The 25390-nt window shown below is 64.1% G+C and carries 19 protein-coding genes and 1 pseudogene; 5 read left to right on the top strand and 15 right to left on the bottom strand.

Annotated elements, in window-relative coordinates; genetic code table 11:
* Window positions 1-41 precede the first annotated feature (41 nt).
* The 5 genes and pseudogenes from VQ045_RS09165 to VQ045_RS09145 all read right to left on the bottom strand — a co-directional run bounded on the left by VQ045_RS09165 (window position 42) and on the right by VQ045_RS09145 (window position 8162).
* Window positions 42-2063 (bottom strand): O-linked N-acetylglucosamine transferase, SPINDLY family protein, encoded by a 2022-nt coding sequence (locus tag VQ045_RS09165; protein ID WP_331829898.1) that lies wholly within the window; start codon window positions 2061-2063, stop codon window positions 42-44.
* Window positions 2064-2435: 372 nt separating this feature from the next.
* Window positions 2436-3195, bottom strand: a pseudogene (locus tag VQ045_RS09160) (IS630 family transposase).
* 505 nt (window positions 3196-3700) lie between these two features.
* Window positions 3701-4885: an acetate/propionate family kinase gene (locus tag VQ045_RS09155; RefSeq protein ID WP_331829897.1), complete on the bottom strand. Its 1185-nt coding sequence runs from the start codon at window positions 4883-4885 to the stop codon at window positions 3701-3703.
* 27 nt (window positions 4886-4912) lie between these two features.
* Window positions 4913-7291: a phosphoketolase family protein gene (locus VQ045_RS09150; protein ID WP_331829896.1), complete on the bottom strand. Its 2379-nt coding sequence runs from the start codon at window positions 7289-7291 to the stop codon at window positions 4913-4915.
* A 31-nt stretch (window positions 7292-7322) separates the two neighbouring features.
* Window positions 7323-8162 carry a universal stress protein gene (locus tag VQ045_RS09145; protein WP_331829895.1) on the bottom strand — a complete coding sequence of 280 codons (840 nt, stop codon included), beginning with the start codon at window positions 8160-8162 and terminating at the stop codon, window positions 7323-7325.
* A 258-nt stretch (window positions 8163-8420) separates the two neighbouring features.
* Between VQ045_RS09145 and VQ045_RS09140 the strand changes: the two genes are divergently transcribed.
* The gene (locus VQ045_RS09140; RefSeq protein ID WP_331829893.1) at window positions 8421-9104 is read left to right on the top strand and encodes a phosphoribosyltransferase; all 684 of its coding nucleotides are present in this window, start codon (window positions 8421-8423) and stop codon (window positions 9102-9104) included.
* Between the two features lie 74 nt (window positions 9105-9178).
* On the opposite strand, the gene VQ045_RS09135 is transcribed toward VQ045_RS09140, so the two are convergent.
* The 3 genes from VQ045_RS09135 to VQ045_RS09125 all read right to left on the bottom strand — a co-directional run bounded on the left by VQ045_RS09135 (window position 9179) and on the right by VQ045_RS09125 (window position 10979).
* Window positions 9179-9547: a hypothetical protein gene (locus VQ045_RS09135; RefSeq protein ID WP_331829892.1), complete on the bottom strand. Its 369-nt coding sequence runs from the start codon at window positions 9545-9547 to the stop codon at window positions 9179-9181.
* 40 nt (window positions 9548-9587) lie between these two features.
* Complete coding sequence (locus VQ045_RS09130) at window positions 9588-9923, bottom strand: c-type cytochrome (protein ID WP_327622629.1); 336 nt, start codon at window positions 9921-9923, stop codon at window positions 9588-9590.
* 183 nt (window positions 9924-10106) lie between these two features.
* Window positions 10107-10979 (bottom strand): transporter substrate-binding domain-containing protein, encoded by an 873-nt coding sequence (locus VQ045_RS09125; protein WP_327646715.1) that lies wholly within the window; start codon window positions 10977-10979, stop codon window positions 10107-10109.
* Between the two features lie 71 nt (window positions 10980-11050).
* Here VQ045_RS09125 and VQ045_RS09120 point away from each other — a divergent pair, with 71 nt between their 5' ends.
* Window positions 11051-13081 (top strand): glycosyltransferase, encoded by a 2031-nt coding sequence (locus VQ045_RS09120; protein ID WP_331829891.1) that lies wholly within the window; start codon window positions 11051-11053, stop codon window positions 13079-13081.
* A gap of 61 nt (window positions 13082-13142) precedes the next feature.
* Here the strand turns inward: VQ045_RS09120 and VQ045_RS09115 are convergent, their stop codons facing one another.
* Both VQ045_RS09115 and VQ045_RS09110 read right to left on the bottom strand, forming a co-directional pair.
* Entirely contained in the window at window positions 13143-13847 is a 705-nt protein-coding gene (locus tag VQ045_RS09115; RefSeq protein WP_331829890.1) for a thermonuclease family protein, read from the bottom strand.
* A gap of 55 nt (window positions 13848-13902) precedes the next feature.
* A complete protein-coding gene (locus VQ045_RS09110; protein WP_327622625.1) occupies window positions 13903-14547 on the bottom strand; it encodes a S24 family peptidase in 645 nt (214 codons plus the stop codon).
* Window positions 14548-14827: 280 nt separating this feature from the next.
* Between VQ045_RS09110 and VQ045_RS09105 the strand changes: the two genes are divergently transcribed.
* Window positions 14828-15856, top strand: a complete 1029-nt coding sequence (locus tag VQ045_RS09105) for a YihY/virulence factor BrkB family protein (protein ID WP_331829889.1) — start codon at window positions 14828-14830, stop codon at window positions 15854-15856.
* Window positions 15857-16038: 182 nt separating this feature from the next.
* Window positions 16039-17418, top strand: coding sequence for an L-serine ammonia-lyase (locus tag VQ045_RS09100; protein WP_331829888.1), 1380 nt, complete (start codon window positions 16039-16041; stop codon window positions 17416-17418).
* A gap of 61 nt (window positions 17419-17479) precedes the next feature.
* Here the strand turns inward: VQ045_RS09100 and VQ045_RS09095 are convergent, their stop codons facing one another.
* Both VQ045_RS09095 and VQ045_RS09090 read right to left on the bottom strand, forming a co-directional pair.
* Window positions 17480-18571, bottom strand: coding sequence for an SH3 domain-containing protein (locus VQ045_RS09095; RefSeq protein WP_331829887.1), 1092 nt, complete (start codon window positions 18569-18571; stop codon window positions 17480-17482).
* A gap of 282 nt (window positions 18572-18853) precedes the next feature.
* Window positions 18854-21061 (bottom strand): FAD-dependent oxidoreductase, encoded by a 2208-nt coding sequence (locus VQ045_RS09090; RefSeq protein WP_331829886.1) that lies wholly within the window; start codon window positions 21059-21061, stop codon window positions 18854-18856.
* Window positions 21062-21221: 160 nt separating this feature from the next.
* Between VQ045_RS09090 and VQ045_RS09085 the strand changes: the two genes are divergently transcribed.
* On the top strand, window positions 21222-22001 hold the full coding sequence (locus VQ045_RS09085; protein ID WP_331829885.1) for an EAL domain-containing protein: 780 nt from the start codon (window positions 21222-21224) through the stop codon (window positions 21999-22001).
* 13 nt (window positions 22002-22014) lie between these two features.
* On the opposite strand, the gene VQ045_RS09080 is transcribed toward VQ045_RS09085, so the two are convergent.
* The 3 genes from VQ045_RS09080 to VQ045_RS09070 are packed head-to-tail and all read right to left on the bottom strand — an operon-like array spanning window position 22015 to window position 25307.
* Window positions 22015-23223 carry an acetyl-CoA C-acetyltransferase gene (locus VQ045_RS09080; RefSeq protein WP_331829884.1) on the bottom strand — a complete coding sequence of 403 codons (1209 nt, stop codon included), beginning with the start codon at window positions 23221-23223 and terminating at the stop codon, window positions 22015-22017.
* Window positions 23216-23488: a hypothetical protein gene (locus VQ045_RS09075; RefSeq protein ID WP_331829883.1), complete on the bottom strand. Its 273-nt coding sequence runs from the start codon at window positions 23486-23488 to the stop codon at window positions 23216-23218. Before VQ045_RS09075 ends, VQ045_RS09080 begins: the two co-directional genes overlap by 8 nt.
* A 22-nt stretch (window positions 23489-23510) precedes the next feature.
* Window positions 23511-25307 (bottom strand): acyl-CoA dehydrogenase C-terminal domain-containing protein, encoded by a 1797-nt coding sequence (locus VQ045_RS09070; protein ID WP_331829882.1) that lies wholly within the window; start codon window positions 25305-25307, stop codon window positions 23511-23513.
* Window positions 25308-25390 lie beyond the last annotated feature (83 nt).

Below are 25390 nucleotides of genomic sequence, written 5' to 3'. Positions count from 1 at the left end.
ACGGTCGTTGTGGTGGCGAGATCGAATTGTCGTCTGGGCAATCACCCCGCCCTATCGTCTTCTACCCGGATCGTGCCGGCTGCCTTGCCGTCGATATAGCGCTGACAGGCTTGCCGATAGGCAGTTTCCAGATGTTTCGTATAGCGCCTGCTGTCGAACAGCGGTTGGGTGAGGCGATTGTCGGCAAGCTTTTGCTTGATCGCGTCGAGCCTGCTTGGATCCGTCGCAAGGTCGAGGGCGAGCCTCTCATAGGCCTCGTCTGAATCAGCTATGAGTTCTGGAAGCCCTGCGGCATGCAAGACGCTCGCGGCCACTCTTGCCGCGAATTGCTCGCCCATTCTCGTGACGATCGGCAGCCCGGCCCATAGAGCATCGCTTGCCGTCGTATGGGCATTGACGTTGAACGTGTCGAGGAAAAGATCCGCATGCCGGTGCCGCGCCAGATGCTCAAGATGCGGCAGCCGTTCCGCGAAGACGAGCCGTGATTCATCGATTCCGTGCGTCCTGGTCGCCGCACGGAGGTTCGCTTCTGCCCACTTGTTGGATCGCAACAGCCAAAGAACACTTCCATCGACCTTGTCGAGAAGGCGCATCCAGATGGCGAATTCGCGCTGGGTGATCTTGTAGGTCGCATTGAAGCAGCAAAAGACGAAGCCGTCTGGCGGCAACCCGAATTGCTGGCGGCTCGACGGCTTGTCCGGAATTTCTCTGCTATTGTCGGTCGGCTGATACGAATGGGGAAGGTATATGACGTTCTCGGTATAGTGTTCACGGTGCGAGGGCGGAATGACCACGTCATCCGCGATAATGTAATCGATGAAGCGGGTGCCCATCGTGCCGGGATATCCGAGATAACTGATCTGGATCGGCGCCAGGCGGTGCGAGAAAATGCCGGACCGCGAATTCCGCGTATAGCCTTTCAGATCGACGGCGATGTCGAGGCCATCACGACGGGCGAGGCCGGCCAGATCAAGATCGGACAATTCCCGCACATCCTGAAAACGGGTAACGGCGTTCTTCAGGGTGGGCGTGATCCATTCGTCCTGCTTGGTGCCATAGGAATAGATGTAAATCTCGAACGAACTTCGATCATGCCCCAGCAGGACTTGGGAGAGAAGATACATGGTCGCGTGGCTGTGAAAATCGGCTGAGAAATAACCGATGCGCAAGTTTTTCCGCGGAACGACAGTCCGAATCGGTATGGGGAGGGGGCTCGCCTCGAACCTCTTAGCGGCAAACCGTTCCGAGCGGATACGCTGGCGCGAGGGCGAGTCTTCCAGGAACAACAAAGCGAACGGCTCGACCGGCTCGCCGACGATCCCCAGGGTCGCCGTGCCCGTGCTGAAGGATTGCAGTCGATCCCAGTCGCACAGATGCGCCAGCTGGTGCAAAAGCTGCGCTCGCGCCTTGTGGTAATCGGGAGCGAGTTCGAGCGCTCGAAGATAGTGACGGACGGATTCCTCTACCTCACCTTTTTCTTGAAGTGTCCCGGCAATATTGTAGTATATCGCCGCATCGCCCGGGTTTATTCGCTGTGCTTTGGCATAGTAGGTCAGCGCGTCATCAACGTGACCCGTATCTTTGACAAGATTTCCCAGATTCACGAGAGCGTCAGCGTGGTTCGGGTTGAACAACGTGGCGCGCTGATAGCTTTCGAGTGCTTCTCCGGTTCTATTCTGGGCTTTGAGGATCACCCCAAGATTGTTGTGTGCATCGGCGTCCTGCGGATTGATGTCGAGGGCTCGGCGAAAATTCTCCTCCGCGGCTTGGGTTCGACCGAGAGCCTGGTTTGCCGCTCCAATGATATTCCAAAGGGTGCAAGACCGTGGAAAGTCCTGCGCGAACCGCTCGCCCGTCTCCGCGACGCCGGCAAATTCGCCTTTCTGATATAGGGATTCCAAATCCCTCAACGTTTCCACTGGCGGATCGATGGCCTCAGCTCGCAGCTGTTCGAGCGCCTTCGACGCGCGCTGGTTTCCGGGATACGCTTCGAGAATTGTCAGATAAAGCCGACCGGCCTGCGCCAGATCGCCCTTTCGTCGAAGTTTGCTGGCCTGACCCATCAGCCTATCGAGATTCAATCGCATGAGGCAGTTACCACCCTGTAATTCGTGTCGACTTGACCCATACCAGCGAGCATCGAGCGTGACTCTCTTGGGGATCCCAAGCCGGTAGAATTCTCAATCACTGTGTCAAGCGGAAGTTTGCCATGGCACGCCCATTCCGCTGCGCGGCGATTTCGACGGCTCGATATTTCGGCGTCTGGCCAGGACGACAAAGGACGCGGCACCGGCCCTTCGCCTGCTGGCATTCGCCGAGCTTTGCGCTGGCGGTTCGCACAACGTGCCGGCGGTCACGTCTCCCGTTCGGGCAGGATCACGTCCGGCCGTCGCTCATATTTCCGGGCGTGGCAAGCGCGCTAGAGCGTTTTCCGATCATGTTGCGTCGTAGCCAGCGGCCTGGAAGTAGTTGGCGCATTCAGCGGGTTTGAATTCGTCGATCAACGTTCCGACGGTCGTCCAGAGTGTTTCGACGGTGCACTCGGCTTTGGTCCGAAGCAGCGGCTTCAGTTTTGAGAAGGCCATCTCGATCGGATTGAAGTCGGGACTGTAGGGCGGCAGGAAGCGCAGTTCGGCGCCGGCGCGTTCGATCGCTTCGCGTACGCCTTCGGCCTTGTGGGCCGGCAGGTTGTCCATCACGACCACGTCGCCTGGGATGAGTGTCGGCGCGAGCACCTACTCGACATAGGCCCGGAAGGCGACGCCGTTCATGGCGCCGTCGAGCACCATTGGGGCCGTCATGCCGGTGAGGCGCAACGCACCCGTGAAGGTCGTCGTCTTCCAATGTCCATTTTTCCACGTGATGCCGCGTCGATCGAAGAACCGCCAGAGCGTGCCGACGCCGACCTTAAGTCCACGCTCTTCGGCCAGCCGCTGCCGCATCTCGTGGATGCGTGATGTCGTCGGTCTCGTCGACCAGGGCGAGCAGAAAGCCGGCCTCCGCCTCGATCCGGCCGGAGCGGCGATCGCCGCCCATCGGCAAGGGATCGGTTCGCCCAGAGCGATCCTGAGACCGCCATCGAACCGTCGTCGCGATCGCGATCCCGAACCGCTCCGCCGCCGCATGTGTCGTCAGCCCGTCTCGCATCGCTTTCAAAACCCGATGTCGAAGATCCATCGACAAAGCTCGTGCCATCGCTGCCTCCCTTCCGGTCGACAGCTTGAATCACGAAATCGACCAAGACTCTACCCGGCCGGAAAACGCTCTAGCATTCAGGCCAATCGCTGGCTCACCACCCGACGGCTCGCAAGGCATTGAAGACGCCACGTTCATTCTGATTCAGACACTGAGAATGTCCTCGGAGCGCGCGAGTTCCAAGCCGGTAGGATCGAGCTACCGAAGGTTCATGCAGGGCATGCCCTCGGTACAATGGCATCCATTTATTAGCGTGGTATAGATCGGTGACGGTACTTTCCGGGACGGAGGCGGGTCCGCCGCGAGGCACAAAAATCGTCCGATGGTCGCCGATATTTGGCGAAGATTTTCCCTTTAGAATCAACAGCGTAGCCTTTTGACGGCCCCAGCGTCGGAGTTTGCGCGCCGCCTGAGTAAATTTTCTTTTGATTTCAATAGGTTGTAGAGTATCTGAACAATCGAGTGGGAATGATTGCGGTCATCTGCGGACGATGTCGCTGACGTTTTAGCCGACCGGCAACCTCGCCGCGTCGCGGGCGATGACGGCCTCTTCGTCGGTCGGAACGATCAGGATTTCGACGCGACTGTCCGGCGCGTCGATCCGCTCCACGGCGGCCCGATTGCGATCCGGATCGACCGCAAGGCCGAGCCAGACAAGATGCTGGCATATGGCATCGCGGATGCCGGGCTGATTCTCGCCGACCCCGCCGGTGAAGACCAGGCGCTCGAGGCCCCCGAGACTCGTCGCCATCACGGCCACCTGGCGCGCGACGCTGAGGGCGAACAGGTCGATCGCCTCACGGGCTGGCGGCGTGTCGGCTTTGAGAAGCTCGCGCATGTCGCCGGACAGATCGGAAACGCCGAGCAGCCCGGATTTGTAATAGAGCAGATGTTCGATGGCCTCAGGCGTAAAATCCTTCGCCTTGAGAAGATAGAGAATCACGCCCGGATCGAGCGAACCGCACCGGGTGGCCATCACGACGCCGTCGAGGGTCGAAAAGCCCATCGTCGTATCGGCGCTCTTGCTGTCCTTCAGCGCGCACAGGCTGGCGCCGGCGCCGAGATGGGCGACGACCGTCTTCTTCGCAGTGGTACCGGGCCAGCGATCGTCGAGCCGATGGGCGATGTAATCGTAGGACAAGCCGTGGAAGCCATATTTGCGGATACCTTCCGCTTCGAGCCGCCGGGGCAGGGCGTAGCGTGCGGCTTGCGGCGCGATCGAGCTATGAAACGCCGTGTCGAAGGAGGCGGTCTGGCGAAGGTCCGGCCGCAGACCGGCGATTGCGCGCACCGGCTTCAGCCCCAGTGGTTGGTGCAGCGGAGCCAGCGGCGTCAGACCCTCGATTGAGGAAATCGTCTCCGCTGTGAGCCGAACCGGTCCCGTGAACGCGGTGCCGCCATGGACGATCCGGTGGCCGACCGCAGCGAGGCGCCCTGGTCGCGCCAGATCGTCAGCCCAGTCGAGAAGCCGCTGATAGGCGCGCTGCGGATCGGCCGCGTCGTCCGCCACAATCTCGTCGAGCGCGATGCTGCCGTCGGGGCCCCGGGCCTCCAGACGAATTTCCTCCTTACCGCGCTTCAACTGACCGCGGGCCACCAGCGACGGCCAATCCGATAGGCCGATCCGGAAAAGGCCGAACTTCGTGCTCGATGAGCCGGCGTTCAGACAGAGGACAGCGTCGCTCGTCATCGTTCACCAGACAGGCTGGAAGGCTGGTTATTCCGCCGCGTCCAAAGTCGTTTGGTATCGCCAGGACCAGTCGCGGATTTCGGGCATGTCTTCGCCATTCTCGACGATATAGGCCCGATGCGCCGCAAGTCGCTGGCGAAATTGCTCGATCGCTTCTCCGCCGGCCGCTCCGCCGCGATCCGGCAGCCGCGCGATGGCGGCGATCGCCAGATGGAAACGATCCAATTCGTTGAGCACCACCATGTCGAAGGGCGTCGTTGTCGTGCCTTCCTCCTGGTAGCCGTGAACGTGGATGTTGTCGTGGTTGGCGCGCTTATAGGTCAGGCGGTGGATGAGATAGGGATAGCCGTGATAGGCGAAGATCACCGGCCGATCGCGGGTGAACAGCGCGTCGAAGGCGGCGTCATCGAGGCCGTGCGGATGCCGCTCCTTTGGCTGTAACGCCATCAGATCGATCACGTTGACGAAACGGATTTTAAGCTCCGGCAGCGCCTCGCGCAAAAGGGCGGTGGCCGCCAACGCCTCGATGGTCGGCACGTCGCCGGCCGCGGCCATGACGATGTCGGGCGTTTGATCCGCCGAGACGTTGGAGGCGAACGGCCAAGCGGAAATCCCCGTGTCGCAATGGGCCTTCGCCTCTTTGATGGTCAGCCATTGCGGCGCCGGCGCCTTGCCGGCGACGATGACGTTCACCCGGTCATAGGTCCCGAGACAGTGGTCGGCGACGCATAGGAGCGTGTTGGCGTCGGGCGGGAAATACAGGCGGACGACATCGGCCTTCTTGTTGGCGACGAGATCGACGAAACCCGGATCCTGATGGCTGAAGCCGTTGTGATCCTGTTGCCAGACATGCGAGGTCAGAAGATAGTTCAGCGACGCGATCGGCGCCCGCCATTCAATCTCGCGCGAGACCTTCAGCCATTTGGCGTGCTGGTTGAACATGGAATCGACGATGTGGACGAAGGCCTCGTAGCAGGCGAACAGCCCGTGCCGGCCGGTGAGGAGGTAGCCTTCCAGCCAACCCTGGCAGAGATGCTCGCTGAGGATTTCCATGACCCGGCCCTCGCGGGCGAGATGGACGTCATAGGGTTCGATCCGCTCCATCCAGACCCGCTCGGTGACCTCGAACACCGCGTCGAGACGGTTCGACGAGGCCTCGTCCGGACTGATCAGACGAAAGTTCCGCGCGTCGCGATTGCGCACCATGAGATCGCGCAGATACTGGCCCAGCACTCGCGTCGCCTCGCCTTGAACGCCACCGGGCCGCGTCACGTCGACGGCGAAGTCGCCGACATCCGGCCGGTCGAGATCGACCTTGAGCCGGCCACCATTGGCGACGGGATTGGCGCCCATCCGGCGCTCGCCCTGGGGCGCGAAATCGGCCAGATCCGGCCGCAACCGGCCCGCCTCGTCGAAAAGCTCCTCCGGTTCGTAGGAGCGCATCCAGTCCTCGAGGATGCACCGGTGCTCCGGATTGTCGCGGACCTGTGCCACCGGCACCTGGTGGGCGCGCCAGAAACCCTCGACCTTCTTGCCGTCGACCTCCTTAGGCCCGGTCCAGCCTTTCGGCGACCGCAGCACGATCATCGGCCAGTCCGGCCGCCCGGTGACCTTGCCGGACCGCGCCTCGGCCTGGATTTCGGCGATGCGCCCAAAGGCCCGGTCGAAGGCGGCGGCCATCTTGCGGTGCATCAAGGCCGGATCATCACCCTCGACGAAGATGGGATCGTGGCCATAACCTTCGAACAGGCAGGCAAGCTCGTCGTCGCCCATGCGGCCGAGCACGGTCGGATTGGCGATCTTGTAGCCGTTGAGATGCAGGATCGGCAGCACGGCGCCGTCGCTCGCCGGATTCAGGAACTTGTTCGAATGCCAGGAGGCGGCGAGCGCTCCGGTCTCCGCCTCGCCGTCGCCGATCACGCAGGCGGCGATCAGGTCGGGATTGTCGAAGACCGCGCCATAGGCATGGGCAAGGGCATAACCGAGTTCGCCGCCTTCGTGGATCGAGCCCGGCGTTTCCGGCGCGGCATGGCTGGGAATACCGCCGGGAAACGAGAACTGTCGGAACAGCTTGCGCATGCCCTCGGCGTCTTGGGAGATGTCGGGATAGATCTGCGAATAGCTGCCTTCGAGCCAGGTGTTGGCGACCATTCCCGGACCGCCATGGCCGGGACCGCAGACGTAGAGAACGGAGACGTCCCGCTCCCGGATCACCCGGTTCAGGTGGACGTAGACGAAGTTGAGGCCGGGCGTGGTGCCCCAATGGCCGAGCAGGCGACGTTTGAGGTGTTCGGGCCGAAGAGGCTCGCGCAGCAGCGGATTGTCGACCAGATAGATCTGGCCGACCGACAGATAGTTCGCCGCCCGCCAGTAGCGATCGAGAACGTCGAATTCGGCGTCGGTCATCACTCGGACTCTTCCGTTTTGCCAGCCGCGGTCAATGCGACATCAGGACGGGAACGGTCATATGGCGCAGGACATGGCGCGTCACACCGCCGAACAGCATCTCCCGGACCCTGGAATGGCCGAAGCAGCCCATCACCAAAAGATCCGAGCCGTCATCGGCGAGGCGGGACAGGATGTCGTCGGCGATCGAGATCGTATCGCTGAAGGAGGTTGCCGCCTCCGCCTTGACCCCGTGCCTTGCCAAGGTGACGGCGAGATCGTCCGCCGGCGCAAGGCCGGTATGTGACCGATCCTCGCTGGGGTCGATGGCCAGCACGCGGACATGGCTTGCGTCTTTCAGGATCGGCAGGGCGTCGAAGGCGGCTCGTGCGGCCTCGCGCGTGGCGTTCCAGGTCAGCATAACCCGATCGCCGATGCGGTCGAACCGGCCGGCATATGGGACAAGCAGAACCGGCCGCCCCGATCCCATGACCAGATCGACCAGGATAGTGCCGCCGCCCCATTCGGCGTCGCGGGCCTGCCCGGCGATGACAAGGTCGGCGCACATGGCGTGCCGGTTGAAGACACGGTGCTGGTTCGGGCTGGTAGCCTCCTCGCGACGCCACTCGCTCCTGATCGCGGACGCGCGCGTCCGCTCCGCGAACATGCGTTCGATCGCCTCGGCTTCCGCCTGCATCAAGCGGCGGTTCTCCTCGAAGAATTCCACCGGAACCTCCGCCGGGGTCATGCCGCCGGCGTAGTTCGAAAAGCTGGGAACCACATGCAGCCCGACCAGATGCGCGTCATGGCGCTCCGCCAGCGGGAGGGCGACGTCCAGAAGCGCTGCGGCGCGATCCCTTGACCCCAAACAGACCAGTATCGTCTTGAACATCGCGTTTTTCTCCCGAATGTCGGCAGCCGCTGCCTGATGCGTCAACGGATTGCGGCTTGGCCCTCGTTTATCCGCTCATGAAATTGGCATCCTTGATCTGGCTCAATCGTGGCTGGGGGCCGTCGCTTTATTCGCTGTGGGCACGGTTGATTGACGTGGCGCAAGGCAGCGTTGGTTGCCCGGGAGTATCGCACACAGTGCAAGTGCCCATGCGCTTCGCGCCGATCGCAGCGCAGGCCTGACAGCGGGAGGACCCTAATGGACGAGCCAGTCCCTTTTCCAGATCGCGCTACGGCCGGTCGTCTGCTTGCCGATCGGCTGGCTCGGATGGAACTCGCCGATCCTGTGGTGCTGGCCCTACCGCGCGGCGGTGTGCCTGTGGGGCTGGAGATAGCGCGAAAGCTTGCGGCCCCGCTTGATCTGCTGGTCGTGCGCAAGATCGGCGTGCCGTGGCAGCCCGAACTCGCCGCCGCGGCGATCGTCGGGGGCGAAGGCGAGGGTGCCGAGGTGGTGCGCAACGACGACGTGATGCGGCTCGCGGGGCTCGATGACGCCACCCTCGACAAGCTCGCCGACAAGGAACTGCGGGAGATCGCCCGGCGGCGGGACGCCTATCTTTCCGGCCGAGCGCCTGTCTCGACGGCCGGCCGGACGGCGATCCTCGTCGATGATGGCATCGCCACCGGCGCCACCGTCCGTGCAGCGCTCATCGGCTTGCGCCGCCGCGGTGCCGCCCGTCTGGTGCTGGCCGTGCCGGTGGCCCCGCGCGAGACGCTGGTGGCGCTGCGGCCGCTCGTCGACGATCTGGTCTGCCTGACGACCCCGGAGCCTTTTTATGCCATTGGCATTCATTACCGGGACTTTCACCAGGTCGGCGACGGCGAAGTTGTTGCCATGCTGGACGCGGCGCGCGGCGAGACGTCCGAACAGCCCGGCGGCTGATAGGTCAGCCGACGATAGGAAGGCGCTATCGGAACGAGCCACGAGACGCGGTCGCACATCCGCTCGTCACGTATCTACACGGCCGGCCGCACCGAGATGATCTTGAAGGTACGCAGGCCCAGGCCGGGCTCGTCGATGGAGACATACTCGCCTTCGCGGAAGACATGCTGGGCAAACCGGTAACCGGGTTCGTCGTCGGCGTCGGCCTCGTAATCATAGTCGAAGACCCATTCGCCCTTGCGATAGCTGAGTGTGCCGAGCGCCGTGCGTTCGCCGTCCCAAAACCGTGTCACGGTAAAGCGCTCCGGCGCCGTCTTCCAGGCCTCCGGGTCGAGATGGCCGTCCGGCGTCAGCGCCGCCGTGAATTCGTAGCCTCGATGGGCATTGCCCCCGGGATTCTCGCGGTCGCGGGCCAGTTCCATATGGATGCTGTTGAGATTCATGGTCGCTCGCTTTCTCATGGAGCCGGAAGGGGTGCAGGCTCTATTCCTGAATGCCGTCGATGTAGGCGATGATCGCGGCCGTCTGGACCGGCGTCGCCATGAATTCGGGCATGTCGGGATGGCCGGTGACGATTCCTTCGACGAATGCCTCGCCAAGCGCTTCGATGGGATAGCGCTTCGACAGCGTGCGAAATTCCGGTGCGTCGGGATGCGAACTCTTGTCGGCTTTGCCGATGCCATGGCAGCGAACGCAATTGTCCTCGACCAGCGCCAATCCGTGGGCGATCTCCTCTGCTGACTGGGCGGCGGCGAGGGCCGGCGCGAGCAGGGCCACTCCCACGGCGGTGGCGAATGCCAGTCCTGATTTTTGTCGCATCCCAGTCTCCCGATCCTCCTTCGTAGACCGCCACGCTAGCAGCGCCGAAGGACCTTGATCTTGATGCGGATCAAACCGACGAGATATCTCGCCGCCGGATCAGGGGGTGGGCGCGCCGTCGCGCGGGCTGGTGAGCCGCGCGTCGGCTCCCTCGATCTGCCGAGATGAAACGACGGGGGAGGGCTAAAATGCGCTGACCGGAAAATAACGCAGAAGAAGCTCCGAGAAGCCCTTCTTCTCGACGATCCGGCCGATGGCGTAGTCGATCGAGCGGGCCAGTGCGCGATCGTTGGGCGCGACGGCGATGGCGAGGCCCTCGCCGAGAAAGCGGTCGGACAGATAAGGGCCGCCCGAGAACACGCAGCAATCGGCCGCGGAATCGCTTTCGAGCCAGAAGGATAGGCCGACGCCGTCGCCGAAGAATGCGTCGATCTCGCCGTTCTTCAGTGCTTCCAGCGCATCGCGGCGGGTGGCGAAGGGGCGCGGCGCGGCGGATGGAAAAAACGCCCCCAGCATCGCCGCGTGGGCGCCGCCTTCTTCCACCCCGATGCTCTTGCCGGCTGTTGCCTCGGCGACCGGCTCCTGAAACTGGCGGTCCTTGCGGGTCACGAAGCGGGCGGGATAGCGGAAATACGGCTCGGTGAAGGCTAGTTCCTGCCGGGTTGTGGGCGTCATCGCGAGACCGACCACGATGGCGTCGCCGTCGCCGCGCTTCACCGCAGGCACGAGGTCCTTGAAAGCCATTGCCTCGATCTGACAACGCGACAGTACGTCCAATTCCTCGCAGATCGCCCGGACGAGATCGACGTGGAATCCCGCGAGCCGCCCCCGAGGATCGAGGAAATTGAACGGCGGATAGTCGGTGGTTGTGAGGAAGCGGATTCGCTGGCGGCCGTCCAGCTGCGGTTTCGTCATACGCTGACGCTGGTCGAAGAAGTTGGGGATCGACACCGTCTCCATTTCGGCGGCCACGGAGCGAAGCTGGCCGGTGCCGAGGACAGGCGCCAGCGCCAGAACCAAAACAAGAAGCAACCGGAGCGAGAAATTTTCTCTCATAAGTTTGTTTCCCTTGCGTAATCGCTCGCTCAAGATGAAAGAGGGCGCCGTGACTGCCGAAGTTCGCAAACGTGCGCCGCGAACTCGAGCGGGTGGCCCGATTGCGCGACGATCCTTTGCAACTCCCGTCGGCGTACGCCGCCAAACCCGCCGTCTTTCCGACGCTGTCGCTCGGTGACGGAGCGCGATCCCCAATCCGTTTCCCGCTGTCGCCCAAAACGGTGGCAACCGCAAGGCGCTCTCGACAAGGTCTGTGCGAGGGCGTGCTGGCCGCCCTCGGCCTCGACACCGTGACGATCCGGGCCGCGCGATCCGCGGCGAAGCGAAACGGCACCGATCTCCTGGCCGAAATCGTCGCCGGCGGGGCCGCCGATGCGCAGACTGTCGCCGCCGCCATGGCCGAAGCGCTTGATGTCCCGTTCGACGGGATCGCCCCGGGCAACCGGATCATCGGCGCCGAGCGTTGCAAGACGGTGGCCTTGCCGCGCCTCGTCAAGACCTGCGACGATGAGCTGAGGACGAAGCTGTTCCTGCTGCCAAAGCTCGAAGGTCTCGATCGGACGGCGGATTTCCTGTGGCGTCGGCCGGAGGTGAAGGACAGGGCGCGGGTCACTACGGAGGCCGATGTGAAATCGGCCATGGCGCGACAGAGCGAACGTCAGCGTCTCGATGCCGCCGTCCTCAGTCTTGCCGCCGAGCAGCCTCGTCAGTCGGCTCGCACCGTTCTGGAAGCAGGCCAGGCGATCGGCCTCATGTTGGCATTCGGCCTGTTGCTTCTGGCGTTGTTCTCGGCGCCTGGGGCCACGGTTGCGATCCTGCATCCCCTCGCGGGCGTGTTGTTCGCCGCCTGTCTCACCATCCGGCTCGCCGCCGCGATCAGTCGGCAGCCGCCGCCCGCGGACGCATACGCGTCATCGCGATCAGACGAGCCGCCGCCACTCTATTCGGTCCTCGTCGCGCTCTATCACGAAGCGGCAATGGTCGACCGTCTGGTGCGGGCCTTGAGCAAACTCGACTGGCCGGTCAGCCGGATCGAGATCAAGCTGATCTGCGAGGGCGACGACGCGGCGACGATCCGCGCGGTCGAACGCGCCATCGCCGGTCATCCGCAATTCGAGGTGGTCGTGATTCCGGCTTGCGAACCCCGCACGAAGCCGAAGGCGCTGAATTACGCCCTGCCGCTCACCGCGGGGGAGTTCCTGGTACTCTACGATGCCGAGGACGAACCGGATCCGGGCCAATTGCGCGAGGCCTTTGGACGGTTTCGTCAGGGGCCGGCCAATCTCGTCTGCCTTCAGGCGCCGCTTGTCGTGCGCAACGGCGCGAACAACTGGCTGGCGGGCATCTTCGCGCTGGAATATGCAGCGCTGTTCCGCCGGCTTCTGCCCTGGCTTTCTGGACATGGCTTTCCGGTTCCGCTTGGGGGCACGTCGAACCATTTCGTCCGCAGCCGCCTGATCGAGATTGGGGGGTGGGATTCCCACAATGTCACGGAAGACGCCGATCTCGGCATGCGCTTTTATCGCGCCGGCTATCGGGTCGAGACGCTATCGTCCCCGACGATGGAAGACGCACCCGAGCGCTGGGCGGTCTGGCACCGGCAACGAACCCGCTGGACGAAGGGTTGGGCGCAGACCTGGCTGGTCCATATGCGCCAGCCGGGCATACTCCGGCGGCAAATCGGCCTGCGCAACTTCCTCGTCTTCCAGTTGCTTTTCGTGGGGATGCTGGCCTCGGCGCTGGCCCATCCGGTATTCCTCGCCCTTGCGATCCTGTTGCTTGCGAGCTTCGCGACGAACGGTATCTCGAGTGCTTATCAGGGGCTCGTCTTCGCGCTCGACCTGTTCAACGCGGTCGGGGGCTATGCCGCGTTTATCGCCCTGTCGATCGGCGCCCTCGATGCCAGGGAGCGGGGCGTGCTGGTCAAATATTACCCGCTTCTCTACCTCTATTGGCTGCTGATTGCAGTCGCCGCGCTGCGCGCCCTCGGGCAACTCGTCAGCGCACCACACCAATGGGAAAAGACTCCGCACGATATTCGCTCGCGAGCCGATCCCGGTGACGCGCGGTATCGGCTCGAACCGCATTTCGGCGAGGACTGAGGGCGAAACAGGTCGGCGCAGGGAATGGCGCCGCAGTTGCTGACGCCGCCGGCAGCCGTCCTTATCGCCAGACGCCGCGGCGCTCCTGCCGGGCCTCGGTCTCGGCGTCCTCATAGGGGCCGCCGGTGACCGCTTTCGCCCAGCCATTGCGCACGATCCACGCGCCGACGTCGTTGCCTTGCAGGGTACAGGCGCTCTCGATCGTCTCCGGTTTCCGGCCGAAATCTTCCGGTGCCTGGCAGCGGACCGCGCGGGAGCGCAGATACCCCCGCAGCGCCGTTCGGGCCCGCATGCCGCAGGGCCAGGCGCCGGCGTCCGCTTCGCATGTCTCGCCGAGCGGGAGCGGGTCGATGCCCGTAAGGACGATGGTGCCGTCGCCGATTTTCAGATGGGCCGCGTCGACGGCGACCGGGCGAGGAAGCAGCACCTGCCGCGTGCTCCTCGGCGTCTCGTCCTCCTCGACCGCCGGCGTTGACAGGGGCCGGCGCGGCGGCAGGCGGTCGAAGGCCTCGCCGGCGCGTTGACCGAGGGTAAAGCCGCCGGGCGTCACATCGCGGTCGGGCGCGACAACGGAGGGCGTTCCTGAATCAGCTTGGGCTGGCCGATCCGCGGAATCTGGCGGGTTCTCGATGGAAGCGTTCTCGCCGGCTGGAATCTGCTGCGGTGCACCGGGCTCTGCTGCTCCGCGCTCGCCGAGCGGCGAGAGACGGATAAGGAGCACGACCAGTGCGACCAGCGCCGCTGCGATGAACAGCGCGCGAATCATGCCGGACAGCGGGCATCCGCCGGCCGGCCCGCAGGTTTTAGCAACACGGACCGCCTCATTGGCTGGCCCAGAGTATCCGTGCCATCCATTCGATTTGGTCGACCGCGAAATGGAGGTCGGGATAGTCGGGATTGACCGAGCCGAGTTCGATGCTGCGGCTGGTTCGGCGTTGCAGGATCTTCGCCATCACCTCCCCGTCACGGGTTCGCACGACGACCCGGTCGCCGCGGCGGACCGACGAACTCGGCGAGACGATGACGACGTCGCCGTCGCGATAAAGCGGCATCATCGAATGGCCGGACACTTCCAGCGCATAAACGGCTTCGTCGCCGGTCGTCGGTAGCGAAATTTCGTCCCAGCCCTGACCGACAGGAAAGCCGGCATCGTCGAAATAGCCACCGGTGCCGGCCTGGGCGAAGCCGAGCAACGGCACGCTGGCGGTTCCGCGCGTAGGCGACAGTTCGTCCCCACTGCCGCGAACCAGCGCTGTGAATTCCTCCAGGCTCGTGCCCGTCGAATGGATGACCTTGGAAAGGGATTCCGTCGATGGCCAGCGCGGTCGTCCGTCCCCGGCATTTCGCTTCGACTTGTTGAAAGTAGTGGGATCGAGGCCCGCGCGCCGCGCCAGCCCGGAGGCCGATAGCTGGTTGCGGGCGGCGAGGGCGTCGATGGCGGCCCAGATCCGGTCATGCGAAAACATCGTGCGGGACTCGTGGCGACAGCGACAAAGGAATATATACCTTGAACGCTCATAGAGTGCCGAGCGGACCTTGTCCATATCGCAACGTCAAATTTCACGGAAAATAGCGCGGCTATCCCCAAGCGCAAAGAATTCGTGCGACGAAAGGTTCGGCCGGAACCACATCGAGATTATGCTATTCCTGAGACAGGTTTTCTCTATGACCGACCGGTTCAATCCGTCGCGGCGAGAGGGCGCGGGGTCGAACAGGAGGATGGATCGGCGGATGGACGGCAAATTCATGGCACACGCCAGCGACGAGATGCGCCGCCGGGCCAGTGAACCTGGCCGGGGCCGCGAGGCCGCCGGGCCATTCTCGATTCCCTGGAAGGGCTGGAAGGATATTCTCCTGAGGATCTACCACTCGTTCTGGGAGGATCGGGTGATGCTGATCGCGGCGGGGGCAACCTTCTATCTGCTCCTGGCGCTATTTCCGGCCTTCGCGGTGTTCGTCTCGCTTTACGGCTACGTCAACGATCCGGCGACGATCAGCGAGCATATCGCCTTTGCCGGCCGTTTTCTGCCACAGGCCGGCACCGAACTTCTTCAGGCGCAACTCGACAATCTGGTCAATCAGAAACCGTCCTCCCTGTCGATCGGCTTCATTTTCGGTTCCCTGTTCGCGCTGTGGAGCGCCAATAACGGCATCAAGACGCTGTTCGAGGCGATGAACGTCGCCTATGGCGAGAGCGAAAGACGTAGTTTCATCAAGCTCAATCTCATCGCGCTCTGCTTCACCCTCGGCGCGATCTTCATCGGCATCGTTCTGATCACCATGGTCGGCGTGGTTCCGGTGGTGATGGCGTTGTTTGGGTTGCGCGGTTTCACCGAAACCCTGATCGCCGCGATGCGCTGGCCGGTGGTTTTCCTTCTGATCGTGGTGGCGATCGCCCTGATCTATCGCTATGGACCGAGCCGCAATCGCGCCCGCTGGAGTTGGGTGCTGTTCGGCGCGGTGCTGGCGGCCGTCGTCTGGGTGGCCGCCTCGATCGGCTTTTCCTGGTATCTCCAGAACTTTGCCAACTACAACGCGATGTACGGTTCCCTCGGCGCCGTGATTGGCTTCATGATGTGGGTCTGGATTTCCTCGCTGATCTTTATCATCGGCGCGGAGATCAACGCCGAGATGGAGCATCAGACGGCTCAGGACACGACCCAACCGCCGGCCAAACCCATCGGTACCCGCGGTGCGCGCGTGGCGGATACGGTCGGGCAGAGTTCGCGGCGCAATCCCGACCCGACCGCCGAGAAGCGCGGGTTTTTCGGCTGATCGTGCTGGTCTGCTTCCGTCCGGGCGGTCCGATCGAGTCGCCCGCGCGTCGGATTCGTCGCAAACCAGACGGGGGCGCCCGCATTGATGGTGTAAGCGGCGCAATGCTCGGCGTGGCCGCGGACCATCCCCACACAGGGGGATGCTCGGCTCCCTCCGAGTTCGTCTTTTCTGGAGGCCTCATGTCCGTCAGCTTTTTCGAGCTTTTCAAGATCGGGATCGGCCCGTCGTCCTCGCATACGGTCGGGCCGATGTGGGCGGCCAGGCGCTACCTCGATCGCCTTGACGTTCGCGGGCTGAAGGGCGCGGCGGCGCGGATCGTCGTCAAACTCTACGGTTCGCTTGCGCTGACCGGAAAGGGGCATGGCACCGACAAGGCGGTGATGCTCGGCCTTGCCGGGCTCAAGCCCGACACGCTCGATCCGGACGATGCGGAGGATCTCTACGTCTATATTCGCGACAAGGGCGAGTTGCAGCTCGATCGCGGGCAGCGCATCGCCTTTCGCGAAGGCGAGGAACTGTTGCTGCTCAAGCGCGAGCGGCTGCCCCACCATTCCAACGGCATCCGTTTTGCCACTTTCGACGCGGCGGGGGCCGAGATCGATACCGCCGACTACTACTCCGTCGGCGGCGGTTTCGTGATGTCGGCCGAAGACGCCGCCGGTGAGGCGCCGGTCCTGACCAACGCGCGGGCGCCCTATGAATTCGGTTCCGCCGACCGGCTTCTGGAGATCTGCGAAGCCAAAGGCCTGTCGATCGCCGAACTGGTGCTCGCCAACGAGGAAACCTGGCGCTCCAAGTCCGAGGTCCGCGATGGTATTCTCGCCATCCGCGACGCCATGTTCGAATCGATCGAACGCGGCTGCCGCATGGAAGGGATTCTGCCGGGCGGTCTCAAGGTCCGGCGGCGCGCCAAGCAGCTTCACGGCGAACTTCTGAAACGCCCAGAAAGAGCCTTGCGGGACCCGCTGACGACGCTCGACTGGGTCAATCTCTACGCCTTGGCGGTCAACGAGGAGAACGCCGCAGGCGGACGGGTCGTCACGGCGCCGACCAATGGTGCCGCTGGCGTCATTCCAGCGGTGCTCGCCTATTACGAACGCTTCGTTCACGGCGCGTCCGATGAGGGGGTCGTGGATTTCATGGCGACCGCCGCGGCGATCGGGGCGCTCTACAAACAGAACGCCTCGATCTCGGCGGCCGAAATGGGCTGTCAGGGAGAGGTGGGCGTCGCCTGCTCGATGGCCGCGGGCGCGCTTTGCGCTGTCCTCGGCGGAACGCCCCGGCAGGTCGAGAACGCTGCCGAGATCGCCATGGAGCACAATCTCGGGCTGACCTGCGATCCGATCGGCGGGCTTGTCCAGATTCCCTGCATCGAGCGCAACACCATGGGCGCGGTCAAGGCGATCAACGCCGCGCGGCTGGCCCTCAAGGGCGATGGCACGCATTTCGTCTCGCTCGACAGCGTCATCGAGACCATGCGCCAGACCGGCGTCGACATGAGCGAGAAATACAAGGAGACCGCCCTCGGCGGCCTCGCCGTGAACGTCACGCTTTGCTGACCTGACATCCGGGGCGTTCACACGCGTCCCGGATGGGGAAGCACGATCTTGGTTCGCAAGGTTAGCCTTTGCGGCTGACGAAGCTCTTGAAGACGAAGCCACGCTTGCCGTCGGCGGAAACCTCGCACCACAGTTTGCAACCGTGGACTTCGACCGTACGTCCCTTGGGCAGCACGGCGATCACCTTGGCGCCGTTGTCCGGTTTGGCCCGCAGGTTGACCGCGACCTTGACGCTGGCCGTCGACTTGGTCTCCGGCTCGGTCGGGGTCTCCGCGTTCGTGCCAGCCGCCGCCGCCTCGATCGCCGCGGGTTCCTCGGCCGTCGTCTCCAACGCGGCGATTTCTGCCGCGTCATAGCCTGCCGTCGGCTCGCTGACAGGGCTGACAGGATCGGTCTCCGGGATCGCCCAACGCGCCATATCGGGCGTTCCATCCGCGCCGACCGGCGCACTGACGATCGGACGCTGGCCGACGAGGGACGTGATACTTCCGGTCGTCAAAAGATCCGCCGACATGCCGGTGGTGGCTTCGCTCGGGGCCGAAGGCAGACGCAGGGCAAGCGCCACCGCCACCGCATCGCTCGACGGCGCGGGAGCCTCGGCCGCACTCTTCGGGAGGTCTTCAGTAGTGGGGCGAAGCCGCCCATCGGTCTCGGCCGCGGGGACCGCGACCGGCTCGACCGCCAACTCAACTGGGGTCTCCAGCGCCGCCGCCCGCGTGTCGCTGGCGGACGACGCCATCGCTGCCTCGACAGGCGTGCGCGCGGCCGAGGCCGCGGCTGTTGCCGCGCTTTCCGCCGCCGGAGCGCGAGCGGTCATCGCCGCCGGGCCGTTGGAGGCAGCATCGCCGCCCGAAGACATGGCCAGCAGCGCGACGGCGCCGACAGCCACCGCCGAGACGAGCGTCATCGTCAGATACGCAGCGACCGGTCGGCGCCGCAGACCGCCCACCGATTCACGAGGTTCCCAACGGTTCGCCTTGTTCTGAGTCGGTCCCGCAGCCGGCTTACGGCGTGAGAAAAAGCGCGCGAAACTTGCGCTTTCACGCGTTTCAGCCTGCGCCTGCTCAAAGTCGGTCCGGCGCTCAGCCAGCCGCTTCAACAGCTCAGCTTCGCTCGCGCGTCCCCCGCTTTGCAATCCATCCCCTGTCGTCATTGAGACGTCTCCTTGCCGACCCCCCTCTCGGGCCGGACGTTCATCCGCCGCACCGGTTCAAGGTCGCAATCTCTCGACAGGCCCGTTTGGCCTGCCATGCGCGATATCCCTAGGCGAAGGTTAAACCCGCGAATTATGGCCAATCAGGGGTCTGAGCGACTCAAATTCGCCGGCAAGCCGACTCTTTTTGCGTTTTCCGGCCCGACAGCCGGCTCGGTTAGGCCACGAGGCAGCGCCGGATCGCCGTAGACGCGCGGTCATCGTCCCGGCCTGGCGCTCGCCTCAGGCTGCCCTCGCCTGGGGCGTTTTCGGCGGAAAGCGACCGTAAAAGCTCTCGCCCTTGTCCGCCATCTCCCGCAACAGCGGCGTCGGCCGAAAACGCTCGCCATGGCGGTCCGCCAGCTTGTCGCAGAGCGTAACGAAGGCCTTGACGCCCATGCCATCGATGTAGCTGATCGTGCCGCCGGTGTAGGGCGCGTAGCCGAAACCAAGGATCGAACCGACATCGGCCTCGCGCGGATCGACGACGACGCCTTCCTCCATGGTGCGGGCGGCCTCCAGCGCCATGGTCGCGAGGAAGCGCTGCTGCAATTCCTCGAAGTCGATGCCGTCGGCCGGCTGCTGCTCGAACATCTGCTTGAGGCCGGGCCACAGCGACTTCTTGGCGGGCTTGGCCGGATAATCGTAAAAGCCCTTGCTGGCCTTGCGACCCAGCCGGCCATCGCTGTTCATCTGCTCCACCAGCTTGAAATGACGCGGGTCGACGGAATCGTCGCCCATGTCGCGCATGGTCGCCTTCATGATCCGAAGCGACAGATCGACGGCGGTCTCGTCGTTGAGGGCGAGCGGCCCAACCGGCATGCCGGCGAACTTCGCCGCGTTCTCGATCATCGCCGGCGGAATGCCCTCGACCAGCATGTCGTAGGCCTCAGACATGTAGCGAAGCACGCAGCGATTGGCGAAGAAGCCGCGGGTGTCGTTGACCACGATCGGCGTCTTCTTGATCGCCCGCACGAAATCGAGCGCGACCGCCAGCGCCTTGTCACCGGTCTTTTCGCCGAGGATCACCTCGGTCAGCATCATCCGGTCGACCGGTGAGAAGAAGTGGATGCCGATGAAGCGCTCCGGATCGTCGAAGGCTTCGGCAAGACCGCTGATCGGGATCGTCGAGGTGTTGGACGCGTAGACCGCGGTTTTCGGCAGGACGGCGGCGACCTTGCGGGTCACCTCGGCCTTGACGTCGCGGTCCTCGAACACTGCCTCCACGACGAGATCAGCATCCTTCAACGTGTCATAGTCGGGGGTAGCGGTGATCTTCGAGAGGACTGCCTCGGCCTGTTCCTTGGTGGCGCGGCCCTGATCGACGAGCTTGTCCATCAGCGTCTTGGAATGTGCCTTGCCCTTGTCGGCGGCGTCCTGGTCGCGGTCGATGAGCACCACGTCGAGGCCGCCCTGTGCCGCGACATAGGCGATGCCGGCGCCCATGAATCCTGCGCCGACGATACCGATTTTCTTCAACTGCGAGGCCGGTACGTTTGCCGGCCGGCGCGCGCCCTTGTTCAACTCCTGCATGGAGACGAACAGCGATCGGATCATCATCGCCGCTTCCGTCGTCTGCAAAACCTCGGTGAAGTAGCGCTGCTCGACCCGCAGCGCCGCGTCGATCGGCAAAAGCAGGCCCTCATAGACGCATTTCACGATGGCGCGGGCACCGGGATAATTGTCGCCCGTCTCCTTGCGGTAGAGCGAGGCGACCGCCGGCCAGACCTGTGCCCCTTGCGCCGAATAGACGGGCCCGGATGGCAGCTTGAAGCCCTTCTGGTCCCAGGGCTGCACCGGCGACAATCCGGCCTTGAGCATCTCCCGGGCCGTGGCGACGAGGTCGCTTGCGGGCACGACCGCGTCGATCAGCTTCATGCCTTTGGCCTTCTCGGCCGAAAGGGTCGAGCCCTTGAGCAGCATCTGCAACGCCGACTGGGTGTCGGTCAGGCGCGGCACGCGCTGAGTGCCGCCGGCGCCCGGGAAAATCCCCACCTTGACCTCCGGCAGGCCCATCTTGGCGCCGGCCGCCGCGACGCGGCCGTGACAGGCCAAGGCGAGTTCGAGGCCGCCGCCCATGCAGGTGCCGTTGATCGCCGCGACGAAGGGCTTGCCGCAGGTCTCCAGCTTGCGCCAGAGCCAGGACATGCGTCCGACCCCGTCGAACAGTTCCTGGATCGCCGCGTCCTTATCCTCGCGCTTCTTGGCCTCGAAGCGTGCGAACATACCGGACAGCATCTTGAGGTCGGCACCGCCGGTGAAGGAGCCGGTCTTGCCCGAGGTGATGACGGCGCCCTTGATCGCAGCCTCGGCGACGACCTGATCGACGATGCGGTCGATCTCGTCCATCACCGCCGCTGTGAAGACATTCATCGACCGGTCGGGCATGTCCCAAGTGATCAGCGCGATGCCGTCAGCATCGGTTTCGACGGTGAAGTTCTCGTAGCTCATTGGTCCACTCCCGGTCTTGTCTGCCGGCATCGATTGCCGGCTGAGGAAATTCTTGTCTGCCAGTCGCATCGGGCCGGACAAGGCGATCGTGTTTTCAGAATTGCGAAACCGTTGTTTGGTAAGGATCCAGGACGATCGGCCACTGCGAGGAACCGAAACCATGACCGCCAAATGCGAGGGGTGCCAAACGTCCCGTCCGCTCGATTTCGAATTCTCGATGGCATTCCAGCCGATCTACGATGTCGCGACCGAGCGGGTCTGGGGCTACGAGGCGCTGGTTCGCGGTCTCGCGGGCGAGGGCGCCTACACGATCCTGTCGAAGGTCGAGCCCGAGCAGCGTTATCGGTTCGACCAGGCCTGCCGGGTGAAGGCGATCGAACTTGCCAGCCGACTGTTCACTCCGGGCAGCGGAACCAAGCTCTCGATCAATTTCATGCCGAATGCCGTCTACGAGCCGGCGGCTTGCCTTCGCGCGACATTGACCGCCGCCCGGAAAGCCGACTTTCCGCTCGATTCGATCATGTTCGAGTTCACCGAAGACGAGAAGGTGGCCGATATCGGCCACCTCCAGAACATCATCGCTGAATACCGCCGGATGGGATTCACCACGGCGCTCGACGACTTCGGTGCCGGCTATGCCGGGTTGGGGCTTCTCGCCGACTTCCAGCCCGACCTCATCAAGATCGACATGAAGCTGGTGCGCGGCATCGACACCTCGCGCGCCCGCCAGGCCATCATCGCGGCGATGTTGTTCGTCGCGCGTGAGCTCGACATCAAGGTTCTGGCCGAAGGCGTCGAGACCGAAGCCGAATTCGTCAACCTGAAGGCGGCGGGTGTGAAGCTCTTCCAGGGCTATTACTTCGCCAAGCCGGCCTTCGAGGCGCTGCCGGCTATCGGCCCGGACGTCGGCACGCAGGTCATGCGCCACCATTACGCGTGAGCGGCCATTCATCTCACACCCGCTCGATGATCGTCGCCGTGCCCATGCCGGCGCCGATGCACAGTGTCACCAGCGCGATATTCTTGTCCTGACGTTCCAACTCGTCGAGGACGGTGCCGAGCACCATCGCGCCGGTCGCCCCCAGCGGATGGCCCATGGCGATGGCGCCGCCATTCACGTTGATGATGTCGTGGTCGATATCGAAGGCCTGCATGTAGCGAAGCACCACCGCCGCGAAGGCTTCGTTCAGCTCAAACAGGTCGATGTCCGACAGCGACATGCCCGAGCGCTTGAGCAGCTTTTCCGTCACGTCCACCGGCCCTGTCAGCATCAGCGCCGGGTCGGACCCGATATTGGCGAAGGCTCTGATCCGGGCCCGCGGCTTCACGCCAAGGGCCTCGCCGCCGGCCTTGGAGCCGATCAGCACTGCGGCCGCGCCGTCGACGATACCCGACGAGTTGCCGGGGTGATGGACGTGGTTCACCGCTTCGAGTTCCGGGTGCGCCTGAATGCCGACCGCGTCATAGCCGCCCATCTCGCCGTGCACGGCGAAGGAGGCGTTGAGGCTGCCGAGCGACTGCATGTCGGTGGACGGCCGCATGTGTTCGTCACGGTCGAGGATGGTCAGGCCGTTCTGGTCCTTGACCGGGATGACGGACTTGGCGAAGCGGCCTTCGTCCCAAGCTTTGCCGGCGCGCTTCTGGCTTTCCACCGCATAGGCGTCGACGTCGTCTCGCGAAAAGCCGTATTTCGTCGCGATGAGGTCGGCTGATACCCCCTGCGGCATGAAGTAGGAGGGAATGCCGACCGACGGGTCCATGATCCAGGCACCGCCGGACATGCCCATGCCGACCCGCGACATCGACTCGACGCCGCCGGCGATGACGATGTCGTCGGCGCCCTGTACGACCTTGGCGGCGGCGAGATTGACTGCGTCGAGGCCGGAGGAGCAAAAGCGCGAAATCTGCATGCCGGGGGCGGCGAAGTCGTAACCGGCCTCGAAGGCGGACGCCTTGGGAATGACGCTGCCGGCCTCGCCGACCGGATCGACGCAGCCGAAGATGATGTCGTCCACGGTTTTGGTGTCGATGCCGTTGCGCTCTCGCACCGCCTCGAGAACCTTCGCGCCGAGCCGCACCGCCGGTACCTCATGCAGCGCGCCATCCTTCTTGCCGCGGCCACGGGGTGTACGGACGTGATCGTAGATGAAGGCTTCAGCCATCGGGTCTCTCCGGTTTGCGGGCGCTCATGCCGCCAGGCAACGGCGCACCATACTCTGAGATGAAATCGTCGAAGACCCGGGCGAGCCGGTCCGGGTCGGCATAGTCGTCGAGGCGCGACAAGAGCACCGTCAGGAGATAATTGTTCGACAGAGCATAGTCCGAATTCAGCGCCCGCAGCCGATCATAGGCCTCCTGCGTCAGCGCGACGGACATTCGCTTCGGCAAAGGCAGGCGCTTCGGCAACGGCAGGCGCTTCGTCGGCATCTCGGTCTCCTCACGCCGAAGGTTAGAACGCGTCGGCCTCCAGCGCCATCATCGCGTCGGCCCCGGACGAAATGCGGGCGAGATGCGCGGCGCTCTCCGGCATCAGGCGCTCCATGAAGAACCGGGCGGTGATGCGTTTCTTCTCCAGAAACGCCGTCTTCCCGTTGGCGCCGGCGGCAATCTTCTCCTCGGCGATCTTTGCCATGCGGCCCCACATATAGCCAAGCGCCACGAGGCCGAAGAGATGCATGTAGTCGGTCGAGGCCGCGCCGGCATTGTCGGGCTTGGCCATGGCGTTCTGCATCAGCCACATGGTCGCCTGCTGCAGGTCGTTGAGGCCCTTCTTCAGCGCCTTGGTGATCGGCGCCATGCGCTCGTCGCCGCGATTTTCTTCGCAGAACTGGCCGACCTCGGCGAAGAAGGCCTGCACCGCACGGCCGCCATTCAGGCCGAGCTTGCGGCCGACGAGGTCGAGCGCCTGGATGCCGTTGGCGCCTTCGTAGATCTGGGCGATGCGCGCGTCGCGGACGAACTGCTCCATGCCCCATTCGCCGATATAGCCATGACCGCCATAGACCTGTTGCGCCATGACGGCGTTGTCGAAGCCCTTGTCGGTGAGGACGCCCTTGATCACCGGCGTCATCAGGCCCATCCAGTCGTCGGCCGCCTCGCGCTCGGCCGCGTCGGCGGAGCGATGCGACAGGTCGCCCTTCAGCGCCGTCCACAGCACCAGCGCGCGGCCCGCCTCGTTGATCGAGCGGATGGTCATCAGCATGCGGCGGATGTCCGGATGGACGATGATCGGATCGGCGCTCTTGTCGGGCGCCTTGACGCCTGACAGGGACCGGCCCTGGGTGCGTTCGCGGGCATAGGCGACAGCGTTCTGATAGGCGACGTCGGACAAGGCCAGCCCCTGCACGCCGACGCCCAGCCGCGCCTCGTTCATCATCGTGAACATCGCCCGAAGGCCCTTGTGGGCCTCGCCGATCAAATAGCCGGTGGCGTCGTCGTAGTTCATGACGCAGGTGGCGTTGCCATGGATGCCCATCTTCTCCTCGATGGAGCCGCAGACGACGCCGTTGCGCCGGCCGGGCTTACCCTCCGTGTCGAGAACGAACTTCGGCACAATGAACAGCGAGATGCCCTTGACCCCCTCGGGCGCACCCTCGATCCGGGCAAGAACGAGGTGGATGATGTTCTCGGCGAGGTCATGCTCGCCGGCGGAAATGAAGATCTTCTGGCCGGTGATAGCGTAGCCGCCGTCGTCTTGCGGGACCGCCTTCGTGCGCAGCAGGCCGAGGTCGGTGCCGCAATGAGGCTCCGTCAAATTCATCGTGCCGGTCCACGATCCCTCGATCATGTTCGGCAGGTAGGTTGATTTCTGCTCGTCGGTGCCGTGGGAGGAAATGGCCGCGATGGCGCCGGCGGTCAGGCCGGGATACATGGCGAAGGCCATGTTGGCGGCCGACATGTATTCGCCAACGGCTGTGGCTAGCGTGTGCGGCAGGCCCTGGCCGCCATAGGCCGGGTCGAAGGCGAGGCTTCCCCAGCCGCCCTCGCGCCATGTCTCATAGGCTTGCTTGAAGCCCGTCGGCGTCGTCACCGAACCGTCGTCGGAGCGGCAGCAGCCCTCGCGGTCGCCCTGCTGATTGAGCGGTTGCAGCACTTTTCCGGCAATGCGCCCGGCTTCGCCGAGAATCGCTTCGACCGTGTCCGGCGAGGCCTCGGCGAATCCCGGAAGATTGCTGTAGCGTTCGAAGCCGAGCAGGTCGTTCAAGACGAACAGCGTATCTTCGATGGGCGCCTGATAGGTCGGCATGTCATTCCTCCGTCGCGGTCGGTCGGAGACGGTATGAATATCTTTTACGTAAACGTCAATAAGAGCGCCAACGTCTTCGCCGC

This window comes from Aurantimonas sp. E1-2-R+4, assembly GCF_036549515.1.
GTDB classification, from domain to species: domain Bacteria; phylum Pseudomonadota; class Alphaproteobacteria; order Rhizobiales; family Rhizobiaceae; genus Aurantimonas; species Aurantimonas coralicida_A.
The sequence above is the reverse complement of the archived record's forward strand: the minus strand, read 5'-3'. Positions and strand labels throughout refer to the sequence as shown.

Excerpts from the sequence above, each read along its gene's own strand:
- VQ045_RS09100 (WP_331829888.1), top strand. The coding sequence starts at position 16,039 with ATGTCCGTCAGCTTTTTCGAGCTTTTCAAGATCGGGATCGGCCCGTCG.
- VQ045_RS09075 (WP_331829883.1), bottom strand. The coding sequence starts at position 23,488 with ATGCCGACGAAGCGCCTGCCGTTGCCGAAGCGCCTGCCTTTGCCGAAG.
- VQ045_RS09105 (WP_331829889.1), top strand. The coding sequence starts at position 14,828 with ATGGCACACGCCAGCGACGAGATGCGCCGCCGGGCCAGTGAACCTGGC.
- VQ045_RS09080 (WP_331829884.1), bottom strand. The coding sequence starts at position 23,223 with ATGGCTGAAGCCTTCATCTACGATCACGTCCGTACACCCCGTGGCCGC.
- VQ045_RS09145 (WP_331829895.1), bottom strand. The coding sequence starts at position 8,162 with ATGTTCAAGACGATACTGGTCTGTTTGGGGTCAAGGGATCGCGCCGCA.
- VQ045_RS09140 (WP_331829893.1), top strand. The coding sequence starts at position 8,421 with ATGGACGAGCCAGTCCCTTTTCCAGATCGCGCTACGGCCGGTCGTCTG.
- VQ045_RS09150 (WP_331829896.1), bottom strand. The coding sequence starts at position 7,291 with ATGACCGACGCCGAATTCGACGTTCTCGATCGCTACTGGCGGGCGGCG.
- VQ045_RS09090 (WP_331829886.1), bottom strand. The coding sequence starts at position 21,061 with ATGAGCTACGAGAACTTCACCGTCGAAACCGATGCTGACGGCATCGCG.
- VQ045_RS09095 (WP_331829887.1), bottom strand. The coding sequence starts at position 18,571 with ATGACGACAGGGGATGGATTGCAAAGCGGGGGACGCGCGAGCGAAGCT.
- VQ045_RS09155 (WP_331829897.1), bottom strand. The coding sequence starts at position 4,885 with ATGACGAGCGACGCTGTCCTCTGTCTGAACGCCGGCTCATCGAGCACG.
- VQ045_RS09070 (WP_331829882.1), bottom strand. The coding sequence starts at position 25,307 with ATGCCGACCTATCAGGCGCCCATCGAAGATACGCTGTTCGTCTTGAAC.
- VQ045_RS09125 (WP_327646715.1), bottom strand. The coding sequence starts at position 10,979 with ATGAGAGAAAATTTCTCGCTCCGGTTGCTTCTTGTTTTGGTTCTGGCG.
- VQ045_RS09110 (WP_327622625.1), bottom strand. The coding sequence starts at position 14,547 with ATGTTTTCGCATGACCGGATCTGGGCCGCCATCGACGCCCTCGCCGCC.
- VQ045_RS09115 (WP_331829890.1), bottom strand. The coding sequence starts at position 13,847 with ATGATTCGCGCGCTGTTCATCGCAGCGGCGCTGGTCGCACTGGTCGTG.
- VQ045_RS09085 (WP_331829885.1), top strand. The coding sequence starts at position 21,222 with ATGACCGCCAAATGCGAGGGGTGCCAAACGTCCCGTCCGCTCGATTTC.
- VQ045_RS09165 (WP_331829898.1), bottom strand. The coding sequence starts at position 2,063 with ATGGGTCAGGCCAGCAAACTTCGACGAAAGGGCGATCTGGCGCAGGCC.
- VQ045_RS09130 (WP_327622629.1), bottom strand. The coding sequence starts at position 9,923 with ATGCGACAAAAATCAGGACTGGCATTCGCCACCGCCGTGGGAGTGGCC.
- VQ045_RS09135 (WP_331829892.1), bottom strand. The coding sequence starts at position 9,547 with ATGAATCTCAACAGCATCCATATGGAACTGGCCCGCGACCGCGAGAAT.